Annotated in this window: 27 protein-coding genes; 14 read left to right on the top strand and 13 right to left on the bottom strand. The window is 65.7% G+C overall.

From position 1 onward, the window contains the following. Window position 1 precedes the first annotated feature (1 nt). Window positions 2–472 carry a desampylase gene (locus tag Q0964_RS07155; RefSeq protein WP_299265324.1) on the top strand — a complete coding sequence of 157 codons (471 nt, stop codon included), beginning with the start codon at window positions 2–4 and terminating at the stop codon, window positions 470–472. Here the strand turns inward: Q0964_RS07155 and Q0964_RS07150 are convergent. The 3 genes from Q0964_RS07150 to Q0964_RS07140 form a co-directional block, all read right to left on the bottom strand. After that, a complete protein-coding gene (locus tag Q0964_RS07150) occupies window positions 448–816 on the bottom strand; it encodes a DUF5658 family protein (RefSeq protein WP_299265323.1) in 369 nt (122 codons plus the stop codon). The genes Q0964_RS07155 and Q0964_RS07150 overlap by 25 nt on opposite strands. A 108-nt stretch (window positions 817–924) precedes the next feature. Beyond that, entirely contained in the window at window positions 925–1,761 is an 837-nt protein-coding gene (gene ubaA, locus Q0964_RS07145; RefSeq protein WP_299265321.1) for an SAMP-activating enzyme E1, read from the bottom strand. A gap of 49 nt (window positions 1,762–1,810) precedes the next feature. Next, window positions 1,811–3,313, bottom strand: coding sequence for a carboxypeptidase M32 (locus tag Q0964_RS07140; protein ID WP_299265319.1), 1,503 nt, complete (start codon window positions 3,311–3,313; stop codon window positions 1,811–1,813). A 172-nt stretch (window positions 3,314–3,485) separates the two neighbouring features. On the opposite strand from Q0964_RS07140, the gene Q0964_RS07135 reads away from it, so the two are divergent. Further along, entirely contained in the window at window positions 3,486–5,015 is a 1,530-nt protein-coding gene (locus tag Q0964_RS07135) for a chemotaxis protein CheC (protein WP_299265317.1), read from the top strand. Window positions 5,016–5,278: 263 nt separating this feature from the next. Beyond that, on the top strand, window positions 5,279–5,554 hold the full coding sequence (locus Q0964_RS07130; RefSeq protein ID WP_299265315.1) for a hypothetical protein: 276 nt from the start codon (window positions 5,279–5,281) through the stop codon (window positions 5,552–5,554). Window positions 5,555–5,585: 31 nt separating this feature from the next. Here Q0964_RS07130 and Q0964_RS07125 read toward each other — a convergent pair whose 3' ends face one another. Then, a complete protein-coding gene (locus tag Q0964_RS07125) occupies window positions 5,586–6,683 on the bottom strand; it encodes a M20 family metallopeptidase (RefSeq protein WP_299265313.1) in 1,098 nt (365 codons plus the stop codon). 85 nt (window positions 6,684–6,768) lie between these two features. On the opposite strand from Q0964_RS07125, the gene Q0964_RS07120 reads away from it, so the two are divergent. Both Q0964_RS07120 and Q0964_RS07115 read left to right on the top strand, forming a co-directional pair. Continuing rightward, a complete protein-coding gene (locus Q0964_RS07120; RefSeq protein WP_299265311.1) occupies window positions 6,769–7,776 on the top strand; it encodes a DUF368 domain-containing protein in 1,008 nt (335 codons plus the stop codon). 52 nt (window positions 7,777–7,828) lie between these two features. Then, window positions 7,829–9,703 carry a PINc/VapC family ATPase gene (locus Q0964_RS07115; protein ID WP_299265309.1) on the top strand — a complete coding sequence of 625 codons (1,875 nt, stop codon included), beginning with the start codon at window positions 7,829–7,831 and terminating at the stop codon, window positions 9,701–9,703. Window positions 9,704–9,880: 177 nt separating this feature from the next. Here the strand turns inward: Q0964_RS07115 and Q0964_RS07110 are convergent, their stop codons facing one another. Next, window positions 9,881–10,159, bottom strand: coding sequence for a MarR family transcriptional regulator (locus tag Q0964_RS07110; RefSeq protein WP_092693634.1), 279 nt, complete (start codon window positions 10,157–10,159; stop codon window positions 9,881–9,883). A 190-nt stretch (window positions 10,160–10,349) separates the two neighbouring features. Here Q0964_RS07110 and Q0964_RS07105 point away from each other — a divergent pair, with 190 nt between their 5' ends. Further along, window positions 10,350–10,676, top strand: a complete 327-nt coding sequence (locus Q0964_RS07105; RefSeq protein WP_299265291.1) for an EMC6-like membrane protein — start codon at window positions 10,350–10,352, stop codon at window positions 10,674–10,676. Window position 10,677: 1 nt separating this feature from the next. Beyond that, a complete protein-coding gene (locus Q0964_RS07100) occupies window positions 10,678–12,507 on the top strand; it encodes a ribosome biogenesis/translation initiation ATPase RLI (RefSeq protein WP_299265288.1) in 1,830 nt (609 codons plus the stop codon). Here the strand turns inward: Q0964_RS07100 and Q0964_RS07095 are convergent. Further along, window positions 12,495–12,902 (bottom strand): DUF7522 family protein, encoded by a 408-nt coding sequence (locus tag Q0964_RS07095; RefSeq protein ID WP_299265287.1) that lies wholly within the window; start codon window positions 12,900–12,902, stop codon window positions 12,495–12,497. The genes Q0964_RS07100 and Q0964_RS07095 overlap by 13 nt on opposite strands. 455 nt (window positions 12,903–13,357) lie before the next feature. Here Q0964_RS07095 and Q0964_RS07090 point away from each other — a divergent pair, with 455 nt between their 5' ends. Further along, on the top strand, window positions 13,358–14,131 hold the full coding sequence (locus Q0964_RS07090; RefSeq protein ID WP_299265284.1) for a PHP domain-containing protein: 774 nt from the start codon (window positions 13,358–13,360) through the stop codon (window positions 14,129–14,131). Window positions 14,132–14,188: 57 nt separating this feature from the next. Here Q0964_RS07090 and Q0964_RS07085 read toward each other — a convergent pair whose 3' ends face one another. The 4 genes from Q0964_RS07085 to Q0964_RS07070 all read right to left on the bottom strand — a co-directional run bounded on the left by Q0964_RS07085 (window position 14,189) and on the right by Q0964_RS07070 (window position 16,720). Beyond that, a complete protein-coding gene (locus tag Q0964_RS07085) occupies window positions 14,189–14,539 on the bottom strand; it encodes a hypothetical protein (RefSeq protein WP_299265281.1) in 351 nt (116 codons plus the stop codon). Window positions 14,540–14,640: 101 nt separating this feature from the next. Then, on the bottom strand, window positions 14,641–15,309 hold the full coding sequence (gene npdG / locus Q0964_RS07080; protein WP_299265278.1) for an NADPH-dependent F420 reductase: 669 nt from the start codon (window positions 15,307–15,309) through the stop codon (window positions 14,641–14,643). Window positions 15,310–15,366: 57 nt separating this feature from the next. Continuing rightward, window positions 15,367–16,236, bottom strand: coding sequence for a TIGR01548 family HAD-type hydrolase (locus Q0964_RS07075; protein WP_299265276.1), 870 nt, complete (start codon window positions 16,234–16,236; stop codon window positions 15,367–15,369). Window positions 16,237–16,318: 82 nt separating this feature from the next. Beyond that, complete coding sequence (locus Q0964_RS07070; protein ID WP_299265274.1) at window positions 16,319–16,720, bottom strand: UPF0146 family protein; 402 nt, start codon at window positions 16,718–16,720, stop codon at window positions 16,319–16,321. A gap of 39 nt (window positions 16,721–16,759) precedes the next feature. Between Q0964_RS07070 and Q0964_RS07065 the strand changes: the two genes are divergently transcribed. Next, window positions 16,760–17,281, top strand: coding sequence for an archaemetzincin family Zn-dependent metalloprotease (locus Q0964_RS07065; RefSeq protein WP_299265272.1), 522 nt, complete (start codon window positions 16,760–16,762; stop codon window positions 17,279–17,281). Window positions 17,282–17,307: 26 nt separating this feature from the next. Here Q0964_RS07065 and Q0964_RS07060 read toward each other — a convergent pair whose 3' ends face one another. Then, window positions 17,308–17,574 (bottom strand): thioredoxin domain-containing protein, encoded by a 267-nt coding sequence (locus Q0964_RS07060; protein ID WP_299265269.1) that lies wholly within the window; start codon window positions 17,572–17,574, stop codon window positions 17,308–17,310. Window positions 17,575–17,861: 287 nt separating this feature from the next. Here Q0964_RS07060 and Q0964_RS07055 point away from each other — a divergent pair, with 287 nt between their 5' ends. Together Q0964_RS07055 and Q0964_RS07050 are read left to right on the top strand one after the other, a co-directional pair. Next, window positions 17,862–18,173, top strand: a complete 312-nt coding sequence (locus Q0964_RS07055; RefSeq protein ID WP_299265265.1) for a hypothetical protein — start codon at window positions 17,862–17,864, stop codon at window positions 18,171–18,173. A gap of 50 nt (window positions 18,174–18,223) precedes the next feature. Continuing rightward, entirely contained in the window at window positions 18,224–18,925 is a 702-nt protein-coding gene (locus Q0964_RS07050; RefSeq protein WP_299265262.1) for a helix-turn-helix domain-containing protein, read from the top strand. Between the two features lie 46 nt (window positions 18,926–18,971). On the opposite strand, the gene Q0964_RS07045 is transcribed toward Q0964_RS07050, so the two are convergent. Together Q0964_RS07045 and Q0964_RS07040 are read right to left on the bottom strand one after the other, a co-directional pair. Next, complete coding sequence (locus Q0964_RS07045; protein WP_299265259.1) at window positions 18,972–19,919, bottom strand: alpha/beta hydrolase; 948 nt, start codon at window positions 19,917–19,919, stop codon at window positions 18,972–18,974. Window positions 19,920–20,101: 182 nt separating this feature from the next. Beyond that, the gene (locus Q0964_RS07040) at window positions 20,102–21,052 is read right to left on the bottom strand and encodes a lipase family protein (protein ID WP_299265258.1); all 951 of its coding nucleotides are present in this window, start codon (window positions 21,050–21,052) and stop codon (window positions 20,102–20,104) included. A gap of 148 nt (window positions 21,053–21,200) precedes the next feature. On the opposite strand from Q0964_RS07040, the gene Q0964_RS07035 reads away from it, so the two are divergent. The 3 genes from Q0964_RS07035 to Q0964_RS07025 are packed head-to-tail and all read left to right on the top strand — an operon-like array spanning window position 21,201 to window position 23,159. Beyond that, on the top strand, window positions 21,201–21,359 hold the full coding sequence (locus tag Q0964_RS07035; protein WP_299265255.1) for a preprotein translocase subunit Sec61beta: 159 nt from the start codon (window positions 21,201–21,203) through the stop codon (window positions 21,357–21,359). 25 nt (window positions 21,360–21,384) lie between these two features. Further along, the gene (locus tag Q0964_RS07030; RefSeq protein ID WP_299265252.1) at window positions 21,385–21,759 is read left to right on the top strand and encodes a DUF7532 family protein; all 375 of its coding nucleotides are present in this window, start codon (window positions 21,385–21,387) and stop codon (window positions 21,757–21,759) included. Further along, on the top strand, window positions 21,756–23,159 hold the full coding sequence (locus Q0964_RS07025; protein ID WP_299265249.1) for a ribonuclease FAU-1 family protein: 1,404 nt from the start codon (window positions 21,756–21,758) through the stop codon (window positions 23,157–23,159). The genes Q0964_RS07030 and Q0964_RS07025 overlap by 4 nt, the downstream gene beginning before the upstream one ends. Window positions 23,160–23,200 lie beyond the last annotated feature (41 nt).

The following is a 23,200-nucleotide window of genomic DNA, read 5'->3' as shown; positions in this document are numbered from 1 at the left end:
GATGCTCGCGCTGACCCGTCCTGTGTACGACGAGGTGATCGCCCACGCCCGGGACCACACGCCGGAGGAGTGCTGTGGGGTGCTCGGCGGAGCGCGTGAGGAAGACCGGAACGAGTCCTCGAAACAGGCGAGTGAACCCGGCGCGCCCGCGAGCCAGGCCGACCGCTACCGGCGCGCGTCGAATGTCGCGAGCGAGCCACGGACGGCTTACGAACTCGACCCGGCGGAACAGCTCACGCACATGCAGTCCATCGAGGACGCGGGGCAGGATGTGGTTGGCTTCGTCCACTCACACCCGGCCGGGCCGCCGGTACCGAGCCGGACGGACGAGAAGCAGGCGACCTGGGCGGGCTACTCCTACGTGATCGTCGCTCTGGGCGGGGCAGAGCCGTTCGTCGGGTCGTGGCGCTGGACGGGGGCGGAGTTCGAGCGAGAAACCGTCGCCGTTCAGACCGCCGACAGTCCGACGTAGACGTTCGTGACGACGACGAGCGTGCCGAGAGTCGTGACCGTGAGAATCCAGGACCGCCACATCGGCACCCGCTCGATGGCGTCGCGGTAGGTCAGCAGCGTCACGCCGACGACGAGGGCGACGACGGCCTTCATCGCGAGCATGAGCAGGGGGTGGTGGGCGAGCAACTGCCGGACGAAGGGGTTGGCTTCCATCCCGATGTCGCCGGTGAACGCGAGCGCGATCAGCGTCGAGACCGCGTCGCCGAACCCCCAGACGAACACCAGCGCGAACACCGACTCGACGTAGCCAGGCTTCTGTAGAACGAGCGCCGGCAGTTTCGTTTCGAGCGATGAGATTGACATCTGAGGAGTGCCACCTGAGCGGCTACACCTTGCCGGGAATGTATTATAAATATACGCGCCCGATTACAGAAAGTGAAAATTGGTCCGCGGTGGGTCCGGAGAACCGGCTCAGTCTGCACCGATGGCGCAGGTCTCGACGTACTCCACGTCCGCGACCGAGGAGATAGCCGGAGCCTCGCCGCAGACGGGGCAGTCCGGATTAGGTTGGACGGGAATCTCCTCGAAGGTCATGTCCATGGCGTCGTAGAACACCATCCGACCGTCGAGCGTGTCGGCCTCGGGGGCGAGTCCGGCGTCCTGCAGGATCCACTTCACAGTTTCAGTCGCCTGGATGCAACCGACGGTCCCGGGGAGAACGCCGAGGACGCCGGCCTCCGAGCAGTCGGGTATCTCGCCGGCCGGCGGGGCCTCGGGAAACAGACACCGGTAGCAGGGCTGTCCCTCGGTGAAGGAGGTTATCTGGCCCTCGAAGCGGTAGATCGCACCGTGAGAGAACGGGACGCCGGCGAGCGTACAGGCGTCGTTGACGAGGAACCGGGTCTCGAAGTTGTCGCTCCCGTCGACGACGAAGTCGTAGTCTGCGAGCAGGTCCTCGACGTTCTCGGCGCGCACCCTGATCTCGTGGGTGTCGACGGTCACGTCTGGGTTGCAGTCGGCGACGAACTCGGCGGCGCTCTCGGCTTTGGAACGGCCCACGTCGGCGTCGGCGTGGACGATCTGGCGCTGGAGATTCGAGCGCTCGACCACGTCGTCGTCGGCGACCCCGAGGCGGCCGACACCCGCGGCCGCGAGGTACTGGATGACCGGCGAGCCAAGGCCGCCGGCGCCGATTACGAGCACGTCGGCGTCGAGCAGCGCCTTCTGGCCCGCCGGTCCGATGTCGTCCATGATGACGTGCCGGGAGTACCGGTCCAGTTGCGTCGGGTCGAGATTGAGGTCGCTCATATCTCGGCTTGGCGGGCGGGGCGGTTAAGCGTGCGGTCGAACGCGCAGTTCAGAGCCCGTAGAGGTCGCCGAACTTCCCGCGGGCGTAGTCGAGGAAGTGGTCGGCGGTCAGGGGCTCCCCGGTCGCCTCTTCGATCAGGTCGTCGGTCGTGTACCGACAGCCGTGTCGATGGACGTTCTCGGTGAGCCAGTCGTGGAGCCCACCGAACTCGCCGTTCCGGACGTCGTCGTCCAGGTCTCCGAGTTCGTCCTCGGCCGCGGCGAACAGTTGCGCGGCCAGCACGCTCCCCAGCGAGTAGGTGGGGAAGTAGCCGAAGTTGCCGTGGGTCCAGTGGATGTCCTGCAGACAGCCCTCGGCGTCGGTGTCGGGCCGCACACCCAGATACTCGTCCATCTTGTCGTTCCACACCTGTGGAATCTCGTCGACTTCCAGGTCCCCGCGAACGAGGTCGCGCTCGATCTCGAACCGGAGGATGATGTGGAGGTGGTATGTGAGTTCGTCGGCCTCGACCCGGATACGGTTCTCCGGGTAGATCTGGTTGGCCGCCTCGTACAGTTCGCGGGGCGACACGTCGGTCCCGAGGTGGTCGTTCACAGTGGGGGTGAACAGGTCCCAGAAGGGGCGTGAGCGGCCGACGTGGTTCTCCCAGAGCCGGGACTGGGACTCGTGGACCGACAGGTCCCGGGACTGGCCCAGCGGCGACCCGTACTCGTCCTGTGGCAGGCCGAGGGTGTAGGTAGCGTGGCCGAACTCGTGGACGGTCGAGCCGAGCGCGTCCAGCGGGTCGTTCGGCTTGAACCGTGTGGTCACGCGAGCGTCGAACTGGGTCCCCATCGAGAAGGGGTGGGCCGCGGTGTCGAGTCGGCCCCGGTCCCAGTCGTACCCAAGCGCGTCCAGCGCGTCCCGGACGAGTTCCTCCTGTGCGTCCTCGTCGTAGCTCCCCTCGAAGGGGTCGGCGAGGTCGGCGTCACTATCCTCGATGTCTTCGATCAGTGGCACCAGTTCCTCGCGTAGGCGTTCGAGGACCTGCTCGGCGGTTTCGATGCCCAGGTACGGTTCGTACTCCTCGAACAGCACCTCGTACGGGTCTCGGTCGGGGTCGATCTGGGCGGCGTGCTCGCGTTTCAGTTCGACGATTCGCTCCAGCGTGGGGGCGAACTCGTTCCAGTCGCCCTCGGCTTTGGCCTGCTCCCACGTCGGGAGGGCGTTTGCGGTGGTCTCGGAGAGTTCCTCGACCAGGTCGCCGTCGACACGAGTGGCGCGCTCGTGTTCCCGTCGGACCTCGCGGACGACCGCGGCGGCGTCGCCGTCCAAGTCCTGGCTCCTCAGCGTGTCCAGGTAGTCGGCGAGGTCGTCGTCGGTGAGTAGTTCGTGGTGGAGCGCCGACAGCGCGGCGGTCTGCTGTGAGCGGGCGGGCGTGCCACCCTCGGGCATCGTCACCTGCTGGTCCCAACTGAGGATTCCGGCAGCGTTGCCGACGTTGGTCATCCGACGGACGTGGTCGCAAAGCGACTCGTACACGTCTGGATGCTCGGCCTGATCCGTTGCCATACGGTGATTTTCGACCGACGGAATAAAAGAATTGGTCCTACGGCAGTTACCCCCACGCCAGTTCCAGAGTTGATAATCGCGTCGCAACAACTATTCAATGAGGTTCACGAGGTATCATAACAGGTCCGGTCGATGGTAGTGTCGGCAGGACTCGGCCGGTGGGAACTGAACGATGAAAGTCGATATCGACGCCCTGGAGGAACTGAATCTGCTGACCCGTGACGGCACGGAGCGAGCCAACAGTGCACTCACGGATATGACGGCCGCCAGCACGGCCATCGGGACGACCAAGATTCTACTGGTGAACCACGAGGATATCATCGACCGGATCGACGACGGCGGCTACGAAGTCGTCCGGTTCGACATCGAGGGCAAACTCTCCGGGACCGCTCTCCTCCTGTTCGACCAGCCGGCGACGGAGGCAGTCGTCGAAGCGCTGGTCCCCGGCGAGGCTAGCGAGGGGATGGCGTCGGCGGGACTGCAGGAGATGGCCAACATCATGATGGGGTCGTTCACGACCGACTGGGGCGACCACCTCGGTGCCGGGCTGTCGATGACCGCGCCGACGTACCTCGACGACCCGGACGCCGACTCGCTCAAACTCGACCCCACCGGCCCCGAAACCGACAGCACGCTCGTTTTTCAGAGTTCGATTACGTGGCGGTCGGGCGACGGCCGCATCGACGTCTACCTCGCGCCCGACCGCTCGGCGCTCGACCCGGTGTTCGCCGAGACAGAGCGCGACGAAAGAGAGCCGTCGGAGGGCGAGGCCAAACTCGACGGGCTGGTCGAACCCAGCGAAGACGACGAGTCGGCTGCGGCCGCCGCCGACGCCGAGCCAACTGTCGAACCGGCGACCGGAGACACGACAGTCGACGACGGGGGTGAAAGCGCCACCGACTCGGCGGGAGACGACCCCTTCGACGGGAACGCCGAAGGCGCGTTCGACACGAGCGACGACACCGGCGGGTTCGGCACCGACGGATCGGTGGGCGAGGGCGCAAACGCGTTCGATCCCGACGAGGACGACGACCTGTTCGGCTTCGAAGACGGGGCCGACGGGACCGACTCGATTCAGCTGGAGAAACTATCGGTGTTCAGCGACCTGACCAAGGAGGGCACCGAGGCCGCGGCCCGGCGCGTGACCCAGATGACCGGTATCGAAACCAGCACGGAGATTGCCGGAATCACCTTCACCCCCATCGACGATATCGCCCCGCAACGGGAGGACGAAGACTACGTCGGGACGACCGTGGAGTTCGAGGGCACGCCCAGCGGCTCGTTAGTGATCCTCTTCGACAAGGCGTCGGCAAAAAACATCGCCGAGGAGATGATGCCCGTCGACCCCAACGACTGCGACGGCCTCACCGGCATGCACGAGAGCGCCATCGAGGAACTGGGTAACATCATGACCAGCGGGTTCATCGACGGCTGGGCGAACGTCCTCGAAACGGGCGTCGAACACAACCCGCCCGAGTACGTCGGCGATATGAACATGGCGTTCATCGAGATTATTACAGAGCAACTGGGGCCGTTCCAGACGCACGCGTTCACCATCGAGTCGACCCTCCAGACCGACGACGTGGCGTTCACCTGCGAGATACACGCCCTGCCCGACGAGGCCGACCTCGGCGCGGCGTTAGAGGCGCTCGCAGTCGAACGGAAAGACCAGACCGGCGCCGACCCGGGCGACCTGTTCTGATCACGCCTGCCGGAGCGTCTCCTTTTCGACCCACACCGGTACCGTCGCCTCGGCGGCTGGGGGCGTGACCGCGACGACCGTATCGAGTGCCGCGTCGGGCGTCGACGGGACCGGCGGTCCCGGTCGAACGTCGGCGGCAGCGAGCGGACGGCGGCGAACCCTTCGCCGAGTGTTATTTCCGTCCGGGTCGAATCAACAGCCGACAGACAGACACCACGGGCGGTCGCCCCCGTCGCCGTCTTCACGGTCGGTGGCACTACTCGGTGCGGTCGTCGGGGGGATTCCGTGGCTCACGGAGGTGTTCGAACGTCACGAGTGAACAGCGAGACGGGAAGCGGTTCGTCGGCCAGACCGGGCAACTCAAAGCCGTCTCCCTCGTATCGATCCTGCTTGGGTCGGGGGCGTTCTGGGCGGTCCACGACACCGACGTGGTGGTCGCGTACGGACTGCTGGGTGCGTCGCTCGGCGTCGGGTTGCTCGTCGGTGGGTTCACAGCAGGCATCGAGTACGCGACAGAACCGTCTGTCGGAGCGGACTGACCGGCACCGCGTCCCGCGAACTCACCCGGACTCACCCGGAGAACGATTCCACCAGGCCACGGTAGATGCGTTCACAGCGCTCGATCACCGCGAGCGACGCGCTCTCGTCGGCGGTGTGGGCCTCACCAGGTTCGGCGATGCCACAGATCACGCAGTCGGTGCCCGCTTCGGACAGCCACCCCGCGTCCGTCGCGTGGGGCTTGACGACGTGCTCCGGACTCGCCTCCTGGACGGCGTCGGCGGCCGCGAGGACCGCATCCGCGAAGTCGGCGTCGTCACAGGCCATCGGCGGGAGGGTCTGGTCGACGGTCCACTCGACGCCAGTGACCCCCTCAACTCGCTTCAACGGCGCGCGCTCGCCGGGGACCGTCCGCTCGTCCACGGTCAGGGTACAGCGTTCGGGGAGCACGTTCATCGCCGACCCACCCTCGGCCTCGGTGACTGCGACCGAACCGGACATCGAGTGACCCAACACCTCGGTCGAGGGGAAATCGAGGTCTCTGATCGCGTCGACGGCGTCGGCCGCCCGGTAGATGGCGTTCTCGCCCTGCTCGGCCTCGCTGGCGTGTGCGGCCTCGCCGTGAGCCGTAATCGTGCTGCCCCGCCGGCCCTTGTGGGCGACGGCCACGTCGGTAGTCTCCGGTCCTGAATATCCGGTCGAACCCTCCGTGACGACGGCGTAGTCGGGCGCGAACCCATCGTCGATAGCTGCACGGGCGCCGACGCCGCCGACCTCCTCTCCGACGAAAGAGGCGAACACGAATTCACTGGCCGGAGTTGCGTCGCGGAAGGCGACCATCGCAGCCGCCAGCGCGCCCTTCATATCGGCGGTGCCACGGCCGTAGATGCGGCCGTCGCGCTGTTCGACGACGTACTCGCCGTCAGCGTCGGTCTGAGCGTCGTCCGGCGGCACCACGTCGTGGTGGCCCACCAGCGCGAGCGTCGTCTCGCCCGAGCCCCTGCGGGCGAACACGTTGCCACCCCGGCCTGTGTCGGCTCCCGCCTCGTCCCGGCGCACGTCGGCGTCGGTGTGCTCGCGGAGCCATCGCTCGATGGCGTCGCCGGCAGCGGCTTCCGAGTCGTGGCTCGGAATGGAGACCAGTTCCCGTGTCAGCTCTGTCGCGTCCATATCGGAGACTGGGGGCGGGTGTCTGTTAAGCGCGCTGCGACCCGTTTCCCAAGAGACAAGACGTTGTTCGTGGAACTCGGAGTAAATGTCGTCATCGCCGGACCACGCGACCGACGAGGCCCCGGCGCTCGGGGAGTCGGTGCCGCCGCTGCGGGAGTGGGCGTCGACGTACCTGATCGGGGTCTTCATGGGGAGTGCCGACGCCGTCCCGGGAGTTTCGGGCGGGACCATCGCGCTGATCGTCGGGGTCTACGAACGGCTCATCACCGCCATCACCGCCGTCACGCCACGGGCAGTGTCTGGCTTTCTGAAGGCGCTCACGCCTCTCGACGGGGGTGTCTCTGTCCGCCGGGCAGAGGCCGTCTTCGACGAGGTGGACGGCTGGTTCCTCCTCATCCTGCTGACCGGCATCCTCACGGCCGTCGTGATCGTCACTCGCATCGTCGCAACCCTCAACGAGAGCGCGCCGGTGGTCCTCTACGGCTTCTTTTTCGGACTGATCGCGGCCTCGGGGGTCGTCCTCCTGCGGGCCATCTCGATTCGGACGGTGGGTGCCGGCGTCGCCGCCGTCGCGGGCTTCCTGTTCGCGTTTTTGATGTCCGGACAGGCACGGGAGCTGTTCGGGGGCGGCCTCCCGCTAGTGTTCGTCGCCGGGACCGTCGCTGTGAGCGCGATGATTCTTCCCGGCCTCTCCGGCTCGTTGATTCTCGTCATCCTCGGGCAGCACGCCAGGCTGTCCGAGACGCTCTCGGCGTTCGTCGACGGACTCGCCGGACTGGCGACGGGCGGCTCAACGGATGCGATTACCGGCCCCGGGACGGTCGTCGTCACCTTCGTCGCCGGCGGACTGGTCGGCCTGTTCACCATCTCCCGGGCGGTCAGGTACGCGCTGAACCGCAGCCGAGAGGTGACGCTGGCCTTCCTCGTCGCGCTCGTCGTGGGGGCGCTCCGGGCACCCATCGCGACGGTCCGGGCGGACGTGGGCTTCTCCACGAGCGTGCTCGTCACCTTCTTCGGCGTGTCGGTCGTCGGCGCGGTCGTCGTCCTCGCGCTCGACCACTACGCCGCCGACTTCGAAATCGAGGATATATAACCCGGCGACAGCATCACGGGTCTTATACCTCGACCGCCCCCTACAGTACAGCATGAACGTTGTACCGGACACCAGCGTCGTCATCGACGGGCGCGTGTCCGACCACGTCGAAGCTGGCGAGTTCGCCAGCGCGACCATCTACGTGCCCGAGGCCGTCGTCGGCGAACTGGAGTCACAGGCCAACGAGGGCCGCGACAGCGGCTGGAGCGGACTGACCGAGCTCCAGACACTCTCTGACCTGGCCGACGACGGCGAAGTCGACCTCGAGTACGTCGGCCGACGCCCCGACAGTGCCGAGAAACACGGCGCCGACGAGGGCGACATCGACGCGCTCATCCGCGACACCGCCGCCGAGCACGACGCGACCCTGTTCACCTCGGATATCGTCCAGAGCGAAGTCGCGGGTGCCAAGGGTCTCGACGTCGAGTACATCGAGCCCATCGTCGAGGAGACGGCGGTCGAGACTCTCTCGGTCGAGCAGTTCCTCAACGAAACGACGATGAGTGTCCACCTGAAGACCGGAGTCCCGCCGATGGCCAAGCGGGGCGAGCTCGGCGAGATGCACTACGAGGAGATCCGCGACGAACCCTCGACGGAAGCCCAGTTGAAAGAGTGGAGCCAGGAGATCGAAAACAGCGCTCGTGCCAGCCCGGACGGGTTCATCGAGCTCTCCGAGCCCGGGATGACTATCGTCCAGTTCCGGGACATGCGGATCGCCATCGCCAGCCCGCCCTTCGCGGACGGCCACGAGATCACCGCGGTTCGGCCCATCGTCAAGACCGACCTCGACGACTACGAGTTCGCCGACGAACTCCGCGAACGGCTCACAGATCACCAGCGTGGCGTTTTGATTTCCGGCGCGCCCGGCGCCGGGAAGTCCACCTTCGCGCAGGCCGTCGCGGAGTTCCTCGCCGAGGCGGACTTCGCTGTCAAGACGATGGAGAAACCGCGGGACCTGCAGGTCGGCCCGAACATCACTCAGTACACGGAGCTGGGTGGCCAGATGGCGAAGACCGCCGACTCGCTGTTGATGGTCCGGCCGGACTACACCATCTACGACGAGGTGCGCAAAACGAACGACTTCGAGGTGTTCGCCGACATGCGCCTCGCGGGCGTGGGTATGATCGGCGTCGTCCACGCCACCCGAGCCATCGACTCGCTCCAGCGGCTCGTCGGGCGCGTCGAGCTCGGGATGATCCCGCAGGTCGTCGACACCGTCGTCTACATCGAGGAGGGACGCGTTGAGAAGGTCTACGACGTGGCGACCGAAGTCAAGGTGCCCGCGGGGCTGATGGAGGAGGACCTCGCCCGTCCGGTCATCATGATCCGGGACTTCGAGACGGGTCAGCCGGAGTACGAGATTTACACCTTCAATCGGCAAGTCGTCACCGTCCCGCTCAACGAGGAGGGCGACGGCAACAACCGGGATTCCGGTGTCGACCGTATCGCCAAACAAGAGGTCGAACGCGAGATTCGCTCGGTCGCTAACGGCCACGTCGAAGTCGACCTCAAAGGACCAAACACCGCCGTGGTCTGGGTCGACGACGACGACATCTCACAGGTCATCGGGAAAGGCGGCGGCCGGATCACCGACATCGAAAACCGGCTGGGCATCGACATCGACGTGCGGACGCTCTCGGAGAAGCCCGGCGGCACGTCGGGCGGTGCCAGCGGTGGCGGCGGTTCCGGCGGCGGTGGCGGCCAGCCCGGACAGATCGTCTCGCCCGAAGTCACGTCCCGGCACGTGATGGTCCCGATGGAGGGCCACGCCGGCGAAACCGTCGAGGTCCAAGCCGACGGGAAGTATCTCTTTACAGCGACCGTCTCGCGGGGCGGGGAGATTCAGGTCTCGCGAGGCAGCGCCATCGCCGAGGAACTGGAGCAGGCTATCGACCGCGGGAAGACGATCACCGTAATCCCGTCGTAACCCATGTTCCCGGAGCCAGACGCTTTGCGGCTCCGAACTGACACGGATGCGGGCACGAACGTCGTACACCGAACGGTCGACTGTCGCGGCACGGGGCTCATCGAACGTGCGCTTGACGGTGGCCGAGTACCGGTGACTCGTCGGCGGCGCTGCTGACGGGTCAGAAAAAAGGCTGTGTTAGTCGGAGACGGCCGATTCAGTGCTTTCCGAGGGCTGTTCCTCAGCATCGTCGACGATCTCGTAGAGGTTCTGCCGGGCGTCGGCGAAGTAGACGTCCTCGTCGACGGCCCCCACCTCTTCGAGCCGTTCCAGGGCGTATCGGACGGTCCGTGCAGACAACATGGATTCTTCGACGATTCCCTTCTGGGTGAGCGGCCCGTTGTACTCAAGCACCTTGTACACGAGCTTCGCGCTCGGCGGAAGGTCCGCGATAGTCTCCCCATCGGATTCTGCCATCGCATTGGTGGTAGCGCGCCGGGTTCATAAAGATTGATGGACAAACTGGTGGAATTGCCCGAATCTCGCCCCGTAGCGGCCGCTCGCCGTGTGTTAGTGAATAACTTGCAAACAAGGGGAGCCGGGGCCGAGTCGCGTTCAGCGACCCGACAACGAACGGTTTTTGAGGCCCGATGGCGGAAAATGGAGTATGGCAACGGACACGGCCGAGCGGCGAGCAGCCCACGTCCGCGGGCTGAAGGTGACAACGCTGTCTTCGATCGCGGGGATCGGAGCAGCCGTCGCGTCCTCGGTAGCGACTGCGGAGTTGGCACCCGACGCGGCCGCGACCAACAACACCGCGCTGCTCATTGTCCTTGGCGCAATCTTCGTCCAGCTCCCGCTCCTGAAACTGCTGGGCGTCGACGTCGACGACTTCGGTGCGAAGGACTACCTCTACGTCGGCTTCATGACATTCTCCCTCTGGTTTGTCTCCTGGGGCGTCCTACTGACCGCGAACACCTCCCTCCCATTCTAATATGGCCGAAGATAGTATCGCAGTCGTCGACCTCGACAGGTGCCAGCCCGACCGGTGCAACTACGAGTGTGCGAACTTCTGTCCCCCCAACCGGACCGGTGAGGAGTGTATCGTCACCCGGGACGAGCGTTACGAGGAGGCCGGGCTCTACGAGGGCGGCCCCGACCAGATTTCGATCAGCGAAGAACTCTGTCTGGGCGAATCCTGTGGTATCTGCGTCGAGAAGTGCCCCTTCGACGCTATCGAGATCATCAACCTGCCGGACGAACTCGACGAAGACCCCGTCCACCGTTACGGCGAGAACGCCTTCGCCCTCTACGGGCTGCCCGCCCCGGAAGAGGGACAGGTGACCGGGATTCTCGGCCCGAACGGCATCGGGAAGACGACCGCCGTCCACATTCTCGCAAACGAGATGCGTCCCAACCTCGGACAGTTCAACGTCGAACCCGACTGGGACGCCATCCTGGAGGAGTACCGGGGCACCGGACTCCAGGGGTACCTCGAAGAGCTGCGCGACGACGAGGTGACCGTCGCGCGCAAGCCACAGTACGTCGACCAGATTCCGGACCAGTTCGACGGGAAGACCCGCGAGCTACTGGAACGGACCGACGAGCGCGGAGCGCTTTCCAATCTGGTCGAGCGGTTCGGCATCGGGGCCGTCCTCGACCAGGACATCGACTCCATCTCGGGTGGTGAACTCCAGCGTGTGGCCATGACGGCGACGCTAGCGCGCGAGGCCGACTTCTACTTCCTCGACGAGATTACACCGTATCTGGACATCGGCCAGCGCGTGACCGCCGCCCGGATCATCCGCGAACTCGCCGACGAGGAGGACCGTTCGATGCTGGTCGTCGAGCACGACCTCGCCATCCTCGACCTGCTGACGGACAACATCCACCTCGCCTACGGGAGTCCCGGCGCGTTCGGCATCATCACGCCGCCGAAATCGGTTCGCAACGGTATCAACGAGTATCTCTCTGGCTACCTGGAAAACGAGAACATGCGCATCCGGCAGGACGCCATCGAGTTCGAGGAACACGCGCCGCGGACGGTGACGAGCGGCCAGGTCGTCGCCGAGTATCCCGAACTCACCAAGTCGTACGGCGACGGCGAGTTCAGCCTCGAAGCCGAGGCCGGCCAGATCCACGAGGGCGAAGTGCTGGGCGTCGTGGGCCCGAACGGCATCGGAAAGTCGACGTTCGCCCAGTTGCTCGCCGGGCGACTCGACCCCGACACGGGCGCGGTCGATGCGAACCTCGACATCTCTTACAAACCGCAGTACATCGAGATCGACCAGCACATGCGGGTCGACGCGTTCCTCCAGTCGATCGCCGACGACTTCGGCACCTCGTACTGGCAGACGGAGATCGCCGAACCCCTCCAGCTAGAGCGGGTGATGGAGCAGAATCTCACCGACCTCTCCGGCGGGGAGCGCCAGCGAGTCGCCATCGCGGCCTGTCTCTCGGAGGACGCCGACCTCTACCTGCTCGACGAACCCTCCGCCCACCTCGACGTGGAACAGCGTGTGCTGGCGACCGGCGCGATTCGCCGCTACACCGAGATCCACGACGCAACCGCACTGGTAATCGACCACGACATCTACATGATCGACCTGCTGGCCGACCGACTGCTCGTCTTCGACGGCGAACCCGCCGAATACGGCCGGGCCTCCCCGCCAAAGGGAATGCGCGATGGCATGAACGAGTTCCTCGCCAACCTCGACGTGACTTTCCGCCGCGACGAGCGAACCAGTCGTCCGCGAGTCAACAAGCCGGGCAGTCAGCTCGACCGCCAGCAAAAAAAAGACGGCGAGTACTACTACACCGACTGAGTGGACGGCATCCGCGGCCCGATCTCGTCGGCGAGGTACGCGTCGACCGCTTCGATAGCGTCGATTCCGACCGGCGAACCGTCGCGCTCGAGGGTCACGAGAAAGCCCGACTTCTCGTCGAGACTGTCCGGCCAGATGAGCACCCACGCCTCGTCGAAGATCCGGACCAGACCGCGGAACGGGCCGAGGTCGACCGCGTCAACCTTCGACTCCAGACCGAGCTGATTGATGATAGCCTCGTCGACGAACGACTGGACGTCGCTGTCGGTGTACTGCCGTCGAACGTCCTCACGCATGTGGTATTCGTAGTCCACTGGGTGGTATCGGATAACCGCACGGAGGTCGGTCCCGTATCGCCCCACCAGTTCGTCCCAGACACGCTCGCTCAGGGTCACAGACAGGTGTGACCGTCGGAGTTTCATAGTAGTTCGGTCGAACTCGACCGACGACACGCGAGAGCCGACGACCCCGAAGCCGACTGCCGGTTTCACCGCCACCGTTTCGACGTGACACGGCCACGTCCGAACATGGTCGGTTCGCGGACGGTAACCGCGGCGGTCGGCGTCGCACGCTGGCGGTATTTCGGGTCGTTCGTCCCGTTTCTGTCGCGCGAGGACGGGGGCGACGGCGAGACTGGGCGCAGTTGAGAGTGTCCGCTCTCGGACACCGGCGGACGCGGGTCGGGGCGAACTTAGAGAATCGGTGGCGAGGGCCACCGGTCCAGCCGCCGGCTCCACAGTTCCGGCGCGTTCACACCCGGCCGTTCACCGACCGGCGGGAACAGGACCTACATCGAACACTGAAACGCAACGAGGGGTTATAGAGCGCCGGACGGTAAGATATATGTCAGATGGATCGGGACTACCACGTCCACTCAACGTACTCAGACGGTCGCTTCCTGTTCCAGATGGTTCGGGCGGCGGACGAGGCTGGTCTCACGGGTGTGGGAATCGCCGATCACTGTAACGTCTCGGCCCGCGGGGCGCTCAGAGAGCAGAAACACCAGTTGGGGTTCAACCTCGACGAGACCTACGAGCGTCGCCGGGAGGCGATCGAGCGGCTCCGTGAGGAGAGCGACATCGCCATCTACGACGGCGTCGAGATGGACTATCATCCCGACGAGGAAGACGCCGTCCGTGGGTTTCTCTCCGAGGCGGAGTTCCAGTACACCATTGGCAGCGTCCACTACCTCGACGGTGTCAACGTCCACGTCGAGCCCTATTTTGCCGAGCAGACCGAAGACGACCGGCAGGCAGCCGTCGACCGCTACTTCGACCACCTCGTGGCGCTGATCGACTCCGAACTCTTCGACGTGGCCGCCCACGTCGACCTCGTGGAGCGCAACCCCGCGCTCCGGGGGTTCGCGACAGAGGCCCACTACCGACGGGTCGCAGAGAGTTTCGTCGACTCCGCGACGATTCCGGAGCTCAACGCGGGCCGCGCGCTCGACGAGTACGGGGAGTTCCACCCCGCACCGGCCTTCCTCGACGTGCTCGCCGAACACGGGATTCCGGTCACCGTCGGCTCGGACGCCCACCGACCCGAAGAGATCGGCGAACGCCACCCGCACATCAAGCGCTATCTCGACGCGCGGGGGATCGAACCGGTGACGCTGGATCTGTAGACGAGCGCCGTCGGGCCGGACAGTGCAGCGGTCGGGGTCGCCGCGCACCGTTCCCGCTCAGGAACCGCCGACCTCCGTTGGAGTACAGCCGTGTGCGTCTGCGGAGTGGCAGTCGGCACAGTGGCTCACGCCACAGTCCGGGCAGGCGTAGAGAAACGCATCGACGACACCGCAGGCCGGACACCCGAGAGCGGAATCGGTGGTGTCAGCTCCGGCCGACCCCGTCCCGTCCGTACCGCTGTCGTCGGTCGAAGGGCCGCCGTCCGCGCCCGACGGCTCCTCGCTCCGGTACCCGGGACAGCCGTGCTCGTCCGGCAGCAGACACTCCGGACAGTACTCGTCGCCACAATCCGGACAGTTCAGGCGTGCGTCGACTCCTCGCCCGCACGCGGGGCACGGACCGGCCATCGCTCGATGGACGTTCGTTTCCGCCCCTCGTTCATGAAATTATCGACAGCGAGCGGTCGCGCGGGCGGTCGGTCGCTCGTCCCCGTGTCGGTCGACTCCGGTCACTCGAACCGGACACCCAAGTCGTGCATCCCGTCGTTGTTCTTCGCGACGTTGATGAGCAGCGGCGTAATCGCCTCGATCTCGGCGGCGTTGGAGAGTGGGCCGGCGTCGACGGCGCGGAGGCCCTCGATCTCCTCGCTCAGGCGCGTGACCGTGTCGACGGCGTCGCCGTCGTCGCCGACGATGGCCGTATCGACGTCGAGATCGGCGTCTAGGTCGGCGAGGCGGGCCGCAGGCAGGTTGTGGTACGCGCCAACAACAGGCACGTCTTCGGGGGCTGCCTCGGCGGCAATAGCCGTGACGCTGCCCGCACCGGGGCGATTGTAGTGGAAGCCGTCCTCGTCGCGTTTCATCCCGACGGCAGGGGTGACGAGGACGGTGTCGTCGTCCAGTCCGCCCTCGATGGCCGCGACGGTGTCGGCGAGATGGTAGGCCGGCACCGCGAGAACGGCCACGTCGGCGGCCGCGGCGGCGTCGGCGTTGTCGTGACCCGTCACGTCCGCCTCAACACCACGCTTGTCGAGTTCGACCCCGTACTCCCGGGCGTTGCTTTCGGCGCGACTCGCGTCGCGGGAGCCAATCAACACGTCGTGGTCGGTGTCGCAGGCGAACCGAAGCGCCAGCCCTTCACCGATGTCGCCGGTACCGCCCAGCAGTGCGATTTGCATACTCGTAGGTACGGCGAAGCCCCAAAAAGGGTTGCGCGAGCGGCCGACGTTGCCGCGTCAGTTCGCTAGTTTCCCTGGCAGGTCGTTGATGGAGTCGACGACCAGGTCCGCGCCGGCCCGTTCGTACTTCCGCCGCCCGGACTCGCCGGTGAGGCCACCGGTGAGGACGCCGACGCCGTGGTACGTGCGGTCTGGGTCTGCCTCGGCCGCGTTGACAGCGGTGCGAACGTCGTCGAGGGTGTCGCCGGCGAAGGCGACGGCGTCGGCCTCGAACCGTTCGGCCAGCGTCGTGAGCGCGCGGGGGTGGGGTTTGCCTTCCGCCCAGTCGTCCATAGTGAACCGATGGTCGTCGGGCACCTCAAGGCCGACACGGTCCAGCGCGATGTCGGCCTCGGCGGCAGGGCGTCCGGTGAGGACGCCCACGTGGAAGTGACGCTGGAAACGCGCCAGTACCTCGGGGTCGACGAGTTTCGGTTCGTCGTTGATGAGCCCCGCCGTGTCGAGGTCCGGTTCGCCACCTTCCAGTTCACGGTACAGGTCGCTACCGAGGTACAGCTGCTGGAAGACCTCGCGCAGACGGTCCGTCTCCCAGGCCTCGTAGATTCGCTCGCGTTCGGCCGGGCCGACGGCGTTGACGACGACGGTCTCGGCGGCGTCGAGACCGCCGCCGGTGGCGGCGATCATGTCGGTGAACGCGTCCACATCGCGGTCCAGTCCGTACTGGCTGGCCAGCACGTACAGCGCCGCCGCGTCGGTGAGCTCCCAGTCGTTGTTGAATCCCCCGGCGTTCTTGAACTGTTGGACGGTCGCCCGGTCGACCGTGTCCCCGTAGACGTGTTCGATAGACTCGACGATGGCCCGGCGGTAGGAGTCGGCGACATCGACGAGGACTCCATCGATATCGAGCACGACCGCATCTACCTGCATAGACGGTCAATAGCGGCCCGAGTTGAAAACCGCTTCTGACCTGTCGAGCCGCGAAGGGCGGCGAGTGCTACACACCGCAATGTCAGCCAGGTCGGGCGTCGTCGGCGACGAACAGCGTCTCGCCGGGCAGCGTCTCCCGGTCGACCGGAATTACTGGGGGGTCGCCACCGAGAGTGGTGAACAGGAGGTCGGCGTCCACACGGCGGGTGACGGCACGGGTCGGGCGGTGGAGTTCCGGCGGGAGGTTCAGGGCATAGACTGCGTCGGCGTCGGCGTACACGGAACTGTCGGGGTCGGTCACGTCGTCGCGGACGAACTGGACGCCTGCAGGGACCTCGCGGTCGTGAACGTCTGTTACAGTCACGGTCTGGCCCCGGTCGGCGAGGGCAGCGGCGACGGCGGGGCGGTTGCCGACCCCCACCTCGACCAGGGTGTCGTGGGTGGCTAACCTGTTGAGGAGGGCGGCGTAACGAGCGTCGGTCATGGCGGGATGTTTATGGGTAGCCCGGACATATGAGTTGGCATGCACGTCGACATCGTGCCGGTCGGCGAGGTGCCCGCTCCAGTCAAGCGGGAGGCCTCCGCCGGGTTGCGGACCGTCTACGACTGTGAGGTCACGGTCCACGACGCCCAGCCGGTGCCTGACGGGTCCTACGACGCAAATCGGGACCAGTTCCGTGCCGAGGAGTTCATCGAACTGGCCAGCCACGTCGGCGCCGGTGAGAAAAACATCGCGATCACGCCCAAAGATCTGTTCTATCGGCGGCGTAACTACGTCTTCGGGCTCGCGTACCTCGACGGGAACGGCAGCGTCATCTCCACGTACCGGCTCCAGACATCCTCCGACGGCGGCTTCTCGAACCGCTCGGCCGAAGATATCTTCTCAGACCGTGTCCGCAAGGAAGTCGTCCACGAGATCGGCCACACGCTCGGCCTGGAACATTGCGACAACAAACGCTGTGTCATGAACTTCTCGCCGACAGTTCGGGAGGTCGACGTGAAAGAAGAGAACCTCTGCGGTACCTGTCAGCGACAGGTCCTGTAGTCGGGGCTCCGAAGAGTAGGGCCGCGCTACGCGCTGGCTTTTTCGAGGGCGTCCTCGATGTCGTCGGCCTGCGTGACGCCGACGAACCGGTCGACGATACCGTCGTCGTTCTCGACGATGAGGGTCGGCAGCGAGCGGACCTGGTACTCGTTCGCCACGTCCTGTTCCTCGTCGACGTTGACCTTCTCGAATTCGACTGTCTCCCACTCCGTCTCCAACTCCTCCAAGATCGGGTCCTGGGTCTTACACGGACCACACCAGTCCGCGTAAAAGTCCTTGAGCGTAACTGTCATAGATGTACGCCGGTTGTAACCCACGGTTCGGCAAAAGGGTTTCTACTGCCGCAGTTACGAGCCACAGCGGCACGGGCATTCATACGACGGGAGCGCCAGGAACTGGATATTTACACACCGCAGAGTCGGCACGACAGAACAGTTATTTACTGGATTAAGAAAGTGGCGGACATGCGATACGCGTCTTGCCTCATTACACCGAATCCAGCTATTTCGACCCTGGGGAGGAGGGTTTCAGAGAACACGGGGTGATTCTCCGAGCTGTCAAAATATGAATATTATTCTTCGTGACGCTCTACGAGGTGACCGGCAGCGTCAAAGCCATCGAGGAGAGCATGGCACTGGCCGGTGAGAAGGTGGTTGGCGACGACATCGGCGGCACCGACGAGACGCGCCGACTCCAGGTCCACTCCCGCCCGAGTGACACGACCCGGGCCCCCTTCGACCTGCACCGCTCACACGCGACACACCGAGGTATTCGCTCGAGTTCGTCCGCACCGACAGGTCGAGTCTCCGAATTCGGTGTGTGCCTAATTTTCCTCTTCTGGCGTGAACTCTTCTATACTGTGGCCGACGCCGGGGTCGACGTGACGTATTGAGCCTCGAAACGAGGGCAATCACTATTGAGGCGGTTCGCGCTACGTGAACTGTGAGACACGTCACCTACGCGCTAACGCCGGAGCGAGGCTATTTCGATCCGAGTGAGGTGATATTTCGGGAGTGTGGGGTCGTCATCCGGTCGATACAGGAACTCGACCTGCTGACCGACGGAACGGCAGTGATGCTGTACCAGGCGGAAGCGACCCGCGACCAGATCGACGAGAGTCTCGCACGTACGAGCGAGAAAGTGATCGACCACCAGGTAGCCGACGCAGGCGATTGCGTGATGTTACAGGTCCACTACCACCCGAGCGACCTCATTCGGAACCTCCTGGAACTCCACGACTCGTACGCGACACATCTCGACTTCCCGGCCGAGTTCGTCGACCCGTCGGCCTCGAGCCTCCGGTTGTCGGTGATCGGGGCGAAAGACCAACTCCAGGAGCAAATCGCAGCCACGCGCGAGGAGGTCGACGTGACCATCGAACGCATCGGCGACTACGACCCGGGGACCGACCGGCGGTTCGCCGGTCTGACCGACCGCCAGCGCGAGGTGTTGCTGGTCGCCGTGGGGAAAGGCTACTACGAGTCGCCTCGCGAGGCGACGTACGACGATATCGCGACCGATCTCGATTGTTCCGCCAGCGCCGTCGGCAAACACCTCCGGCGCATCGAGAGCGAACTCGTCGACGCGACCGTTTCGGACCGGGCGATGAACGAGTTTCGCGACACGGTCGCGGAGCTGAAATAACGAGCACGGGCCGGCCCACCGGCTGGGCCGGCAACCGGGACGGCGCTCAGAACAGGCCGCCGAAGAAACCACCGTCGTCGTCAGGGTCGCTCCAGTCGTTCACGACCAAGTCGACACAGCCCACGTCGGGCCGGAAGTAGTCACAGTGGTTCTCGACGGTACCCGTGACGTCGACGTCGGTGTAGTTGTCGGGCTGACCGTCGTCGAGTCCGAAAAAGCCCGTGGGACAGTCCGACCCGCTACAGCCCACGCCGGACGGGCCCTCGGGAATGTCGTATATCGTGCAGACGATGTCGTCGCCTTCGGAGTGGTAGTTGTACACTTCCTCGGCACCGTCGGCGATGGCGGCACCGAACCGGCCGTCGTCACAGACGGTAACCGGATTGACCGCGGCACCGAGCGCCGAGACGGACTGGACGGTGGTGTCGTACTGCGCCGAGTCCAGCATGTCGTAGACACCCCGGCCGCCCAGCGAGTGGCCGACGACTCTGATCGTCGTGTCCGGATTGGCGTCGGTGTAATCTGTGAGGTAGCTGCCGAGGTCCGCACCCGCCTGTTCGGACACGTCTTTCTGGCCGAACCAGTTGGGCGAGTTCGCCGGCCACTTGGCCGCCACGACCGGCACGTCCTTGCCGTTCTGTGCGAGCGCTTCCTGCAGCGCTACCGACTGGTTCACCGCACCACCGGTGAACGCCTCCAGCCAGCCGTGCAGGAAGAACACGACTTCCTCCTGGCCCGCCGGGACGTTGCTCGCCGTCGGCGAGTCACCCGTCAGGTCGACCGTCGGGAAGTCCTCAGGCGCGCCGAAGGGAATCGCCGGACAGTTGCCGTCCAGCCGGTCCTCCCCCTGTGCGACCGCCGATCCGCTCGTCACCGAGAGTCCGGCGACGGTGACCGTGCCCGCAGCCACACCCTGCAGCACGCGCCGCCGGTCGATTCCGTTCCGCGTCGATTCCGCGTCAGTACCCTGTTCGTCCTTCGAAGTGTGTCCCATCTGTATCCCCCTCTGTGTGAGTCCCCCCACACGGAATGGCGGTACTCGACCCTCGTACTAAATTTCATCGATGAAACACAGAAATATACACGGAGGTCGGCGCGGGGCTGCCGCTCTGCGTGTGCAGGGTAATGGCGGTAGCCGGTGGCTCGGCGGTGGGTGGAATCAGAGCGGTGGGTCGGTCACCACCAGCCGTCGCCGTCGTCGCCGTCGTCACCTGCCGGATCGGTCCCGCCGCCGTCGATGCGGTCGACCATCTGCGGGACACAGCCCACGTCGGGCCGGAAGTAGTCGCAGTGGTTCAGCACGGATTCGCTCACGTCTACGTCCGTGTAGGTGTCCGGAGTCGACCCCTCGTCGAACCAGCCGCCGTCACACTCTGCACCGACGCCGCCGACGGCTTCGGTCATCTCGAGGAGTTTGTAGGCGCCACAGACGATGTCGTCGTTGCCCGAGTAGAAGTTGTACACCGCGTCGGCCGAACTGGCGATACCGTCGCCGTACCGACCGTCTTCACAGACGGTGTCGGGGTCGTTCGCGGCCCCGACGGCCGACACCGACGCGACCGTGCCCTCGAGGGCGTCGAGCATCGAGTAGGCGGCGCGGCCACCGAGCGAGTGGCCGACGACCCGGGCCGTCGTGTCCGGATTGTCTGTCATGTAGCTGTCGAGCCAGCCGGCGAAGTCCGTCCCGGTCGCATCGGCGGCGTCCTTGGCACCCCACCAATTGAGCGTGTTCGACTCCCAGAGAACGGAGACGACGGAGACGCCGTATCCCTGGCCCTCAAGCGCCGCCGCGAGCGCCTGTCCTTGGTTCTCGCCGCCGCCCGTGGCGTCTTCGAGCCAGCCGTGGATGTAAAATAGCACCTCGTTTTCGCCCGATGGCACCGCGCCCCGGGTGGTCGGTCCGTCGCCCGTCAGGTCGACGACGGGCGCGTCGTCGGGTGCCTGTGGCACGTCACCCAGACAGTTCCCGAGAAGTTCCTCTTCGGCCTCCTCTGCCGTGGCCGTTCCGGTCGCCGCGCCGAGGCCAACCGTCCCGACCGCTGCCGCCGACGTGGCTTTCAGCACGCTTCGTCGGTTCAGTCCCCGGTCCCTATTCTGTTCGGTCTCGTGAGTGGTCTCGTTCGTCATCGCTTCCCCCAGTGACACAGTATAACGTGTATCACCCTGTCAGCGTTCTCTTCCGTATCAGAACCGATTTAACTGCCCGTTCGTTCCCGGGTGTTCTTATTAGAGTCGAGGCGAAACACTTACAACCGGACACCGGTCACAGTCGGGTATGAGTAGTAACGACGGCGGGGGCCTGATGTCGAGTGCCGGACTGGTCCGGTATTTCGACGCCGAAGACAACAACGCGATTCGGATCGACCCGAGAACAGTCGTCGCTTTCGGCGCCTTCTTCGGCGTCTTCGTGCAGGTCCTGAACCTGATTCTTTAGGGTCCCGGCCCGCCAACGGCCGACCATGCACTTCGACCAGCGAACACAGCGGGCGCTTCGAGAGGTTGGTCTCTCGACCGACGAAATCGGCACGGCCTCGGAGCGCGTCGTCGAATCGACGGCCGAAGACGCCAACGCTATCGAGGACTTCTTCGACGGGCTCGACACCGTCCACTCGGACATGGACCTCGCACACAGCGCCGGCGACGTAGCCAAGCACGACGTGGCGTACGTCGACCTCTACACGCACGCCGACGACCTCCGGGGGTATCTCAAGTTCGACGGCTGGGGTGTCTACGTCGAGGGCGGCCGCGTCCTCACAGAGGAGACCGTGGAGTTGACCCTCGGTCCGACCGTCCACGACCGGGTGCGGTTCACGACCGACCCGGACTCGCTATGAACGTCCGCGTTCGCGGCATCTACAGCACGGCCCTGACCGCGGCCATCGAGGACCGCGCGGACCTGTCGACGGTGCAGGCGTCCGACGCGATCGCTAACCGCTTCGAGGGGTCGTTTCCCACGATCCACGCCGACGCCAGGGTCGAGACGACGCGCGACCGGCAGGGCGTCGGCGTCGCCGGCACTCCGGAGGTCGTCGAAACACTGGCCGATATGCTCGCCGGTGTCGGGCGAGACACGCTGTGCTGGCTCGACCCGGCACCACGGGATGCGGTGTTCGACGGTCGGGTAACCGAGACGCTGGGCAGCGGTGCGGTCGTCCGCCTTGACGACGGAGTGGAAGGGTTCTTGCCGTACGACCGCGCCGACGGTCGCGTCGAGACGGACGACCGGGTTCGCGTCCAGGTGCGCGAGCCGGCACCACCCTGGGACTCGAACCGGCCGGTGCTGTCCACGGAGCTCGGATTCACGGGTGCGCTGGCCGAACTGGTCCGGGGCGAGTCGACCACTCGCGGCGGCGGGCCAGCCGACATCGTCGACCTGGTCTCGGCGGACCCCCGGGACGGTTGGGGCGTTCGGTGGGGCCCGCGCTCCGAGGACGCCGAGTTCGACGCACTGGCCGACGCTCTAACGGCCCAGAACGAGCGCGCCGCGTCGCTGGACGACGCGCTCGATGGCGCGCCCGACCCCGGTGAGGGGTCGCTGGGGCGGCGTTGGGACGGGACGGTGACGCGGTGGGTGTGGTTCGGGCGCGAGTCACGCTTCGCGCTGGACGAGCGCCGACGCGAGGTGGTCCCGACGATGGCCGGGCACCACCGCATCAAGGCTGGCGACGACCGCGCGAGCACGGCCGTCGACTTCGCGGAGGCGGTCTGTGGCTTGGAAACCGGCGACGACGAGGAGGCGTTTCCGTTCGGCGTGGTGACTCGGCAGTTCGGACCACGCGAGGGTGACTCGGTCGAGATCGGCCACGGTAAGCCCGACGGCCGGTACATCAGCCTCGGACGGGGCGACGTGGCCGGGCACGACCCCGACGGGACTGTCACGGTTTCGCGAGAGCTCTCGCCGGGAGGGACGCTCGACGCAATCGGCGAGCCAATCGAGGCCGGCGACGTAGCCGTCACGAAGTTCAAGGAGGGTCGGTGGTGGTACGCGACGGTCTACCGGGACGCCGAGGACCGCCGGAAAGGGACGTACGTCAACGTCTGCACTCCCGTCGAGGTCTTCCCCGACACCGTCCGGTACGTCGACCTCCACGTTGACGTGGTGAAACACGGCGACGGTCGGGTCGAACGCGTCGACGACGACGAACTCGACGCTGCCGTCGAGGACGGCGACGTGTCCGGGAGGTTAGCCGAGAGAGCCCGGAGCGTGGCGAGTGCTGTCGAGAACGCGCTCTAATCCCACCGTTTTCGCCTCGGATCGCCTCCGGCGACCACTCG

The organism is Halorientalis sp., assembly GCF_028275115.1.
In the GTDB taxonomy this organism is placed as follows: domain Archaea; phylum Halobacteriota; class Halobacteria; order Halobacteriales; family Haloarculaceae; genus Halorientalis.
Note: the sequence above shows the minus strand (reverse complement) of the source record. Positions and strands in the feature narration are given on the sequence as shown.